At 74.8% G+C, this 9,141-nt stretch carries 12 protein-coding genes and 1 pseudogene; 8 read left to right on the plus strand and 5 right to left on the minus strand.

Annotated features, from left to right (window positions below; genetic code table 11):
- Window positions 1–1,069 (minus strand): protein kinase domain-containing protein (locus tag QM572_RS07520; RefSeq protein WP_415091650.1); only part of this gene is annotated, 1,069 nt, incomplete at its 3' end.
- A 24-nt stretch (window positions 1,070–1,093) separates the two neighbouring features.
- Between QM572_RS07520 and QM572_RS07525 the strand changes: the two genes are divergently transcribed.
- From QM572_RS07525 to QM572_RS07535, 3 genes are read left to right on the plus strand one after another with little or no spacing between them, the layout of a single operon-like run.
- Window positions 1,094–1,486, plus strand: coding sequence for an Rv2175c family DNA-binding protein (locus QM572_RS07525; RefSeq protein WP_415091652.1), 393 nt, complete (start codon window positions 1,094–1,096; stop codon window positions 1,484–1,486).
- A 29-nt stretch (window positions 1,487–1,515) separates the two neighbouring features.
- Window positions 1,516–1,953, plus strand: coding sequence for a ribonuclease domain-containing protein (locus QM572_RS07530; protein ID WP_415091654.1), 438 nt, complete (start codon window positions 1,516–1,518; stop codon window positions 1,951–1,953).
- Window positions 1,950–2,345: a barstar family protein gene (locus QM572_RS07535; protein ID WP_415091656.1), complete on the plus strand. Its 396-nt coding sequence runs from the start codon at window positions 1,950–1,952 to the stop codon at window positions 2,343–2,345. The genes QM572_RS07530 and QM572_RS07535 overlap by 4 nt, the downstream gene beginning before the upstream one ends.
- Here QM572_RS07535 and QM572_RS07540 read toward each other — a convergent pair.
- Complete coding sequence (locus QM572_RS07540) at window positions 2,310–3,380, minus strand: polyprenyl synthetase family protein (protein WP_415091658.1); 1,071 nt, start codon at window positions 3,378–3,380, stop codon at window positions 2,310–2,312. The genes QM572_RS07535 and QM572_RS07540 overlap by 36 nt on opposite strands.
- Before the next feature lie 22 nt (window positions 3,381–3,402).
- On the opposite strand from QM572_RS07540, the gene metF reads away from it, so the two are divergent.
- Window positions 3,403–4,290: a methylenetetrahydrofolate reductase [NAD(P)H] gene (gene metF / locus QM572_RS07545; protein ID WP_415091660.1), complete on the plus strand. Its 888-nt coding sequence runs from the start codon at window positions 3,403–3,405 to the stop codon at window positions 4,288–4,290.
- 40 nt (window positions 4,291–4,330) lie between these two features.
- Here metF and QM572_RS07550 read toward each other — a convergent pair whose 3' ends face one another.
- Complete coding sequence (locus QM572_RS07550) at window positions 4,331–5,602, minus strand: phytoene desaturase family protein (RefSeq protein ID WP_415091662.1); 1,272 nt, start codon at window positions 5,600–5,602, stop codon at window positions 4,331–4,333.
- 31 nt (window positions 5,603–5,633) lie between these two features.
- Entirely contained in the window at window positions 5,634–6,242 is a 609-nt protein-coding gene (locus QM572_RS07555; RefSeq protein WP_415091664.1) for a DUF4126 domain-containing protein, read from the minus strand.
- A gap of 44 nt (window positions 6,243–6,286) precedes the next feature.
- Between QM572_RS07555 and QM572_RS07560 the strand changes: the two genes are divergently transcribed.
- From QM572_RS07560 to QM572_RS07575, 4 genes are all read left to right on the plus strand, one after another.
- Window positions 6,287–6,826: a hypothetical protein gene (locus QM572_RS07560; protein ID WP_415091666.1), complete on the plus strand. Its 540-nt coding sequence runs from the start codon at window positions 6,287–6,289 to the stop codon at window positions 6,824–6,826.
- An 80-nt stretch (window positions 6,827–6,906) separates the two neighbouring features.
- Complete coding sequence (locus QM572_RS07565) at window positions 6,907–7,332, plus strand: SAV_6107 family HEPN domain-containing protein (RefSeq protein WP_415091668.1); 426 nt, start codon at window positions 6,907–6,909, stop codon at window positions 7,330–7,332.
- Window positions 7,333–7,399: 67 nt separating this feature from the next.
- Entirely contained in the window at window positions 7,400–8,098 is a 699-nt protein-coding gene (locus tag QM572_RS07570) for a class I SAM-dependent methyltransferase (protein ID WP_415091670.1), read from the plus strand.
- A 95-nt stretch (window positions 8,099–8,193) separates the two neighbouring features.
- On the plus strand, window positions 8,194–8,622 hold the full coding sequence (locus QM572_RS07575) for a DUF3040 domain-containing protein (RefSeq protein WP_415091672.1): 429 nt from the start codon (window positions 8,194–8,196) through the stop codon (window positions 8,620–8,622).
- A 51-nt stretch (window positions 8,623–8,673) separates the two neighbouring features.
- On the opposite strand, the pseudogene QM572_RS07580 reads toward QM572_RS07575, so the two are convergent.
- A pseudogene (locus tag QM572_RS07580) lies at window positions 8,674–9,141 on the minus strand (hypothetical protein); the annotation flags it as partial.

Raw genomic sequence — 9,141 nt, forward strand, 5'->3', positions numbered from 1 at the left:
CGGCCCGGCCGCTGCACGAGCCGACGACCTCCGACGACCTCACCTCCGCCGTACGCCGTCGCACGGCGGTGGCCTCCGGGTCGGCGCCCGGCGGGGTGAGGTCGTCGGAGGTCGTCGGCTCGTGCAGCGGCCGGGCCGGCAGGGCCAGGTCCGCCGTCAGGTCGACGTCCTCGCGCACGCCATGGGCGAGAGCCTGGGAGACCCGCTGGAGCTGGCGCAGCATCACGCCCGCATCGGCCGGGCGAAGGTCGGGGTCGCGGGCCGTGGCCCGGGCGACCAGCGCGTCGACGTACGCCGGAAGGCCCTCGACCACGGAGTCGGAGGCACGCGGGACATCGGAGTGGACGTGCTTGTAGGCGACCTGGATCGGGGACTCGCCCTCGTGCGGCTTCCGCCCGGTGAGCAGCTCGTAGAGCATGACTCCCGCCGAGTAGACGTCCGACCGCTGGTCGGCGCGGCCGTCGGTGACGATCTCGGGGGCGATGTAGGACACCGTGCCGATGAGGACGCCGGTCGAGGTGTGCTGGGTCTCGGCGGTCACCGCGCGGGCGAGACCGAAGTCCGCGACCTTGATCCGGCTCGGCTCCGAGGAGGTCTCCGGGGTGATGAGGACGTTCTCGGGCTTGACGTCGCGGTGCACCAGGCCGGCGCGGTGGGCCGCGGCCAGCGCCTTGAGGACCGGCTCCATCACGGCGACCGCGCGGCCGGGCGGCACCGGCTTGCCGAGGACCATCCGGTCGCGCAGCGTGCTGCCGCGGACCAGCTCCATGACGAGGAAGAGCGTGCCCTCGTCGTCGCCCTGGTCGAAGACCTGCACCACGTTGGGGTGGTCGAGGCGTGCCGCGGCGCGCGCCTCGCGGACGAACCGCGCGGCGTACGCCTTGTCGTCGCCCATCCCGGTGTGCATCACCTTGACCGCGACGATGCGGTCGAGCCGCCGGTCGTGGGCCTCGTAGACGCCCGCCATCCCTCCGCGCGCGATCCGCGCCGTCAGCAGGTAGCGGCCCTCGAGGATGCGGCCGAGCAGGGGGTCCGAGGCGCTCTCACGGCGCGCGTCGACCTGCTGCATGCGGTCCATCGTACGATCGGCCGCATGACTGAGAGTGATGCCGCGCCGCGCCTCGCGGACCAGGACCTGGCCGCCCTCGTGGCGGAATGGCTCGACTGGAGCGAGGCCGCCGAGGCCCTCGGCGTCACCGTCGGCAAGGTCCGCACGCTCGTCCGCGAGCACCAGCTCGCCCAGGCCGTGCCGACCCTCGGCGTCAAGGGCGGCGGTCAGAGGATCCCCGCCCTCTTCCTCGACGGCGGCGAGATCGTCAAGGGGCTGCCCGGCATCCTGACGGTCCTCCACGACGGCGGGTACGACGACCGCGAGGCCATCGCCTGGCTCTTCCTCGACGCCGACCTGCCCGGGCGGCCGATCGACGCGCTGCGCGAGAACCGCGGCTCGGAGGCCAAGCGCCGCGCCCAGGCCATGGCCCTCTAGGCCGTGTTGCCGACCCAGGGCCCTCGCGCGTGAGCGGCCGGGCCCTCCGCAACGTCGGCGGGGTCGTCCTGATCGTCCTCGTCGGCGCCCTGTGGCTCTGGGGGCAGGCGGGCGGCGACGGCGCCGGCACGTCGGGTGCCTCCGCGCGTACGTCGGCGAGCCCCTCGCCGTCGGCGGACGCGTCCGGGCTGCCCTGGGTCGACCTCTCCGACCTGCCCGACGAGGCGCTCGACGTGCTCGACGACATCGACGGCGGCGGGCCTCATCCGTATCCGGGCAAGGACGGCTCCGTCTTCGGCAACTTCGAGGGCGTGCTGCCGAAGCGGTCACGGGGCTACTACCACGAGTACACCGTCGACACCCCCGGCGCGACCACGCGCGGGGCGCGACGGATCATCACGGGCGAGGGCGGCGAGCTCTACTGGACCGCCGACCACTACGAGAGCTTCGCGAGGATCCGCCGATGACCGCGGGGGAGTGGCAGCCCGGGGTCCACCGGGTGGAGGAGGACGACGCCGAGGCACTGGCCGAGGCGGCCCGGCTCGACGACGTCACGGCGTTCCTCCTCGACGGCCACGACGTGGTCACCAAGCAGGCCTTCCTCGCGCTGTTCGCGCGCGTGGTCGGAGCCGGCGACGACTTCGGCCTCAACCTCGACGCCCTCTACGACGCCCTGCGAGACCTCGACGAGCCGACGCTGCTCGTGTGGGACGGCTGGCCGGCGCTCGCCGCCGCCGACCCGGCCGGCTTCGCGGCGATCCTCGACGTCTTCGCCACCCGCGCCGAGGAGGCCGCCCTCACGGTCCTCCTGCCGGGCGACGGCTCAGAGAGCGCGCTGGGTGGCGGCGTCGGCGAGTGACGCGAGCACCGCGACCGCGCGGGCGTCGAGGCCCGAGCTCCGCAGCGCGTCGAGCGCGGTGGCGGTGAGGGCGGCGATGCGTGCCTCGACCGCGTCGAGGGCGCCCGAGGTCGTGATGATCGAGCGCAGGGCCCCGACCTCGGCCTCCGTGAGCGGGCCGCCCAGTGAGGCGTCGAGCCGTGCCGCGTCCTCGTCCGAGGCCCGCCCGAGCGTCTCCGCCACCAGCACCGTCCGCTTGCCCTCGACGAGGTCGTCGCCGGCCGGCTTCCCGGTGACCGACGGGTCGCCGAACACCCCCAGCACGTCGTCGCGCAGCTGGAACGCCTCGCCCAGCGGCAGCCCGAACGCGGTCAGCGCCTCCAGCTGCGCCGGGGCCGCTCCGGCGAGCGCGGCGCCGAGGTGCAGCGGCCGCTCGACGGAGTACTTCGCCGACTTGTAGCGCAGCACCGTCATCGCCGTCGCCACGTCGGCCCGCCCCCGCGCCTGCACCGAGACGTCGAGGAACTGCCCGGCGATCACCTCGGTCCGGCAGACGTCGAAGATCGCCATCGCGGGCCCCAGCACCTCCCACGCGAAGCCCGAGCCCCGCAGCAGCTCGTCGGCCCAGGCGAGGAGCAGGTCGCCGAGCAGGATCGCCCCCGCGCCGCCGTACGCCGCCGGCGGGCCGCTCCACCCGGCGGAGACGTGCTCGCGGGCGAAGTGGACGTGCGTCGCGGGGTTGCCGCGCCGGGTGTCGGAGCCGTCCATGTAGTCGTCGTGGACCAGCGCCGAGGCATGCAGCAGCTCGAGGGCGGCGCACGCGCGGTCCAGCGCCGGCTCGCCCGTCTCCCCGGACGTCGCGGCGACCGCGCGGAAGCCCCACTGGCAGAACGCCGCCCGGAACCGCTTGCCGCCGGTCATGCTCACCCGGGCCTGGTCCAGCAGCCGGGTGGCGTCGGGGCCGAGCGGCTCGAGGAGGGGCGCCTGCCGGTCGAGGAAGGCGTCGAGCTCCCGCTGCACCCGTCCACGAAACGCGCTCGCATCCCAGCCGGTCACGTGTCGACCCTAGGATGTGGCCATGCCGCAGGACAGCACGACCCCCATCGGCCAGCTGATCCGTGAGGGCGGCAAGTCGTTCTCGTTCGAGTTCTTCCCGCCCAAGGACGAGGCGGGCGAGGACCAGCTCTGGCAGGCGATCGAGGCGCTGGAGCCCTACCGCCCGACGTTCGTCTCGGTGACCCGCACCGGGGTGGGGGAGCACGGCACGGTCCGTGTGACCGAGCGCATCGCCCGCGAGACCTCGATGGTGCCGATGGCGCACGTCACCTGCGTCGGGCTGACCACCGGGGAGATCGATCTCCTCCTGGACCAGTACGCCGCCGCCGGGGTCGCCAACATCATGGCGCTGCGCGGAGACCCGGCCGAGGGCCCGCGCGCCGAGTGGAGCCCGACCGAGGGCGGCTTCACCTACGCCCGGGAGCTGGTCGAGCGGATCGCCGCCCGGGGCGGCTTCGACATCGGCGTCGCGGCCTTCCCGGAGGGCCACCCGAGCGCCTCCTCGATCGAGGCGGACGCCGACGTCCTCGTGGCCAAGGCCCGCGCGGGTGCGACCTTCGCCGTCACCCAGATGTTCTTCCGTGCCTCGGACTACTTCGGCCTGGTCGAGCGGGTCCGCGACCGCGGCGTGGACATCCCGATCCTGCCGGGCATCATGCCGATCCTGAACCTCAACGCCATCCGGCGCCAGGGCGAGCTCATCGGCACCTCCGTGCCCGAGGAGGTGGCGCAGCGGATCGGCTCGGCGGGGGACGCCGCCGCCGTACGCGCCGAGGGGATCGCCCTGGCCGCCGAGCTCTGCGAGGAGCTACTCGCCGGTGGCGCGCCCGGCCTGCACTTCTACACGCTCAACCGCTCCAAGGCGACCCTCGAGATCTTCGAGCAGCTGAACATCCCCGCGCCGGCCTGACCCGACCGAGGCAAGGCCCCATTCACGGCGCGGGGAGGCCCTACTCGGCGAGGGCGGTGGCCACCAGGGCCGCCGAGAGGCCGACGAAGGGCAGGCCGTCGCCGCTGACGGAGGCGGCGCCGCACGCGTAGACGTTCGGGACCGGCGTGCGCGGCCCGACCCGCTGGTACGTCGAGGCCCGACCGCGCCAGGCCACCCCGCCGGGCGAGCCGTGCCAGTCGGTGACCAGCCGGGCCGGCGAGCGGTGGTGGCGGGCGACGACCTGGTCGGGCAGCACACGGACGCCGTGGCGGCGCAGCGCGATGTCGACGTCCTCCATCAGCCGCCCGCGCACCAGCACCGTCCACGCCACCGCGCCGTCGGGCGCACGGCCGCCGGGCCGGATCACCAGCTGGGGATCGCCGTGCAGGACGACGTCGTGCTCGATCACCGGCAGGTCGCCGACCAGCCCCAGGTGCACCACGGTCGGCGGCAGGACCGGCATCGTCGCGGTGGTGAGCGGCTCCAGGGCCGGCAGCGACCGCGGGTCGATCGCGACCACGACGGCGTCCGCGTCGAGGTCCCCCTCCGAGGTCCGTACGCCGACGGCCCGGCCGCCCTCGACGATGACGTCGCTCGCCGTCCCGGTCACGACGCTCGCCGAGCGGGTGCCGAGTCGCTCGACGAGCGCGTCGCGCAGCGCCGCCATCCCGCCCACCGGCCGCCAGGCTCCGAAGCGCTGCTCGAGATAGGCGGTCAGGCCCGCCCAGGCCGGGACGTCGCGCGGATGGTGTCCGGCGAGCTCGAACGGCCAGGCGGCGACGTCGCGCAGTCGCCTGTCGCGGAAGTCGCCGCGCAGCCGGGACGCGAGCATCTCGCGGGAGCGGAGCAGTCGCGTCACGTCGCGGGGCGGGGACGTCGTACGCGCCTCGAAGAGGTGCTGCCGGGTCAGCTCCCACACGTCGGCGTAGCCCTCGACGTGGTCGACCCAGGCCTGGCCGAGCTCCTCGAGCTGGACCGCGCGCGACCCGCCGCTGACCCGGCGGACGGCGTCGTCGCGCCAGCGGTGCTCGCGCACGACCGGGACCGGCTCGAGCTCCAGCTCTCGCTCCAGCGGCCGCCCGGACTTGCGGAAGAGGTCGCGCGCGACCGCGGGCAGGAGGGTGTGCGAGACGACGTCCCACGAGAAGCCGGGGGAGTCCTCGTGCTCGAAGGGCGTGAGCGCGCCGCCGAGCTCGGGGGAGACCACCGTGACCTCGTGGCGCTGCTTGGCCAGCCGGGCCGCGGCGGCGAGACCGCCGAAGCCGCCGCCGATCACCACCGCCCGTGCCACGGGCCGAACACTAGTGGTCGGGGTGACGGGCTCAGCGGGGGCGCTGCCAGGAGAAGAGCGGCTCCACGCCCGGCCGTGCCTTCCAGCGCCGCCAGCCCCGCCGGATCAGGCGGGCGGCGAGACAGGCGGTCACCAGCCCGGCGATCAGCAGCAGTCCGGCGATGGCCGCGGCCAGGTGCGGATGCCGGATCGCGAGCGCCACGACGCCGAGCACGGCGACGTCCTCCCCGAGACTGGCCGCGATCGTGGTCACCGGCTCCGGCGAGGTGTTGAGGGCCAGCCTGCCGCCCGACTTGGAGAGATGCGCCAGCAGGCCGGTGACCCCGCCCGTCACCCCGCCGACCGCCTGGTCGAGGGAGTCGGCGTCGCCCGCGAGCAGCACGCCCACGACGGCGCCGACGGTCGGCCGGATGGCGGTCGAGATCGCGTCCCAGGTGGAGTCGACGTACGGGATCTTGTCCGCCACGAACTCCATCGCGTAGAGCCCGCCGGCCGCCGCGAGGACCGGCCAGGTGCCGAGCGCGTCCGGGACCTGGCTGAGGTCCCCGAGCCGGTCGGCGACGCCGAGCACCAGCACCACCAGGTAGGCGTTGACGCCGCTCGCCCATCCGGTCGAGAACGTCAGCGCGAGGGTGTCCATGCGCTCAGTGTCGCTCAGCGTCGTCGGACTATGGTTGACCCGCCATGCTGAACCAGCCCGATCCGCCCGCGACCTCCGCCGGTGCCGCCGACGTCGATCCCGACGCGCCGCCGTGGACGCTGGTGCTGGCGCTGCGGATCATCGTCGGGATGATCCTGGTCGGCGCCGCGACCGTGGTGCTCGTGGTGGTGCGCCAGGACGACCTCATCCGGGTCTGGGCGCAGGGCAACAGCGCGGTGCGGGAGGTGCTCGAGACCCGCGGGCTCGACGCCGTCAAGAACGGCTCGGTGACGCCGCCGCGCTTCGTCCCGGTGGGGATCACCGAGTACGTCGTGCTCGCCAGTCTCGTCGGCGTGCTGGCCCTCTTCCTCCGCAACGGCTTCGAGTGGGCGCGGATGGCGATCACGGTGCTGCTCTTCTTCACCGGTGTGGCGGCGTTCGCGGGATTCCGCGTCGGCCAGCCCGGGCTCTTCTCGGTGTGCGCCGTCGTGCTGATGGCGATGTTCGTGGCGTTGATGGTGCCCCTGTGGCACCCGGCGACCACGGCCTACATCCACGAGCGGATCGAGGATCCGCTGGAGTAGGCGGCAGCGGAGGCGCGGGGAGCGCCCCGGAGCGCTCCGGAGCGCGCGGAAATGTCGGTGGTCGCGGCTTCACTGGAGTCATGAGCACCTCGGCCTTCCTCCCCGCCACCACCCACGTCTACCTCGAGCGCTCCGCGATGTCCCTCGCGGAGGCGGTCGGGAGCGCCGACCCGCCGTCGCGCTACGTGAACGCCCACGTGGCCGCGCTCCGGGCGGCGGCGGCCTGGCTCGCGGCGCGTGCCGCACCCGGCCCGGTCAACCGGCGCAAGCGCAACGCCTGGGTCCTGCTGTCATCGACCTCGCCCGAGATGGCCGGCTGGGCGGCGTTCTTCTCGGCGGGCGCGGCCAAGCGGGCGGCCGCCGAGGCCGGCTCGGCCAAGGCGGTGACCGCCGCCGAGGCCGAGGACCTGATCGCGGCGGCCGACCGGTTCCTGGCGGCGGTCGAGGAGGGGCTGGGCCTGACCGTCCACGTCCCGGTGGCGGCCCCCGTCCGCGACGCGGTCTGACGACCGGGCGCGGACGCCCCCGGACGCGCTTCGGCCGGCGGCAGGGCCACGCCCTAGGGTGGTCGTCATGTCAGCGAGTCGCGGCTCCGTCCGGTCCACGGTGGTCTGGGAGGCCCTCGAGCCGCTCCTCGCGGGGGACCCGCTCGACGTCCTCGACATCGGCGGCGGCACCGGCGGGTTCGCCGTCCGGGTGGCCGGCCTCGGCCACCGGGTGAGCGTCGTCGACCCCAGCCCCGACGCGCTCGCCGCGCTCGACCGCAGGGCGCGCGAGCTCGGCGTCGCCGTCTCCGCCCACCAGGGCGACCTGACCAGCCTCGACGTCGCCCCCGACAGCGTCGACGTGGTGCTCTGCCACGGCGTCCTCGAGGTCGTGCCCGACCCGCCGGCCGCCCTGGCCGCCCTGCACGGCGTGCTGCGCCCGGGCGGTCGGCTGAGCCTGCTCGTCGCGCAGCGCAACGCCGCCGTGCTGGCCCGGGCGGTCGCCGGCCACTTCGCCGAGGCCCTGACCCTGCTCGACGCCACCGAGCCGCTGGGCCGCACGGGGCGGCGTTTCACCGCCGCCGAGGCCACCCGGCTGCTCACCGACGCCGCCTTCGCGGTCGACGTGGTCCACGGCAACCGGGTCTTCACCGACCTCGTTCCCGGCGCCATCCTCGACGTGGAGCCGGGCTCGGTCGCCGCGCTCGCCGACCTCGAGCGGGCGGTGGCGGGGCGGGCCGAGTTCCTCCCGCTCGCCGCGCAGCTGCACCTGCTCGCGACCCGTTGACGCCCACGGGCGCCAATTTCGGTGGTCGCCCTACCGAGTTTCGCGGCGGCTGTCTAGACTGAGCGGCATCCACCGCTGAACTCTGGGAGGAACCGGTGCCACTCTCCGACGAGGAGCTCCGACTGCTCGAGCAGATGGAGCGCGCGCTCCTCCAGGAGGACCCGAAGTTCGCCTCCACCCTGCGCGGCACCAACCTCCGCCGCGCCGCCCAGCGTCGCGCGATCCTCGCCGGCGCCGCGTTCATCGTCGGCGTGGCACTCTTGATGACCGGCGTCATCACCCAGCTCCCCGTCGTGAGCGTCCTCGGCTTCGTCGTCATGCTCGGCTCGGCGACCTTCGGGCTCGCCGCGATCAAGGCCCGCCAGCCGCTCGCCGAGGCGGCGCAGCAGCCCCATGCCAGCCACGGGTTCACCGTCTTCGACGGCGGGCGCTCCTCCGGGCGTCCCAAGCGCCCGAAGAAGTCGGGCACCTTCATGCAGCGCATGGAGCAGCGCTGGGAGAGCCGTCGCCGCGACGGCTGGTGAGCGCCGCTCCCGGCCGGCGCCGGAGCAGCCACGTCAGACGAGGCGTCCGCGTCAGCGGATGAGCGAGCGCGGGAAGACCCGCGCCCATCGCTTGGCCCGCGGCCCGGCCGCCTCGTGCAGCGCCCGCGTCACCGCCCGGAGGTCGTCGCCGCGACCGCTCGCTCCCGCCTCCACCTCGCGAGGCGAGTAGCGGGCCTCCTCCATCACGCCGACGAGCCGCCCGAGCGCGCGATCGGCGTCCTCGCTCACGTGCACGGTCGCCGCCTGGGAGCGGATCGACGCGCCCTCCGGCCACACCATGCCCAGGTCGACGGAGGTGTCGCGCAGCTCGGCCCACAGGTCCTCCGGCGAGGCACGGCGCAGTCGCGTCCGGCGGCGCCGGCGGCGTACGACGGTGGGCAGGAGCGCGACGAGGGCGACCAGTGCCGCGACCCCGGCGGCGACGTACCGGCCGGCGTGGGACTCCTGGGCGCCGGCGGCCGCCGGCGACTCGTCGTCGCGCGGCCGCTGGCTCGGCTC

Source organism: Nocardioides sp., from assembly GCF_047607365.1.
In the GTDB taxonomy this organism is placed as follows: Bacteria; Actinomycetota; Actinomycetes; order Propionibacteriales; family Nocardioidaceae; genus Nocardioides.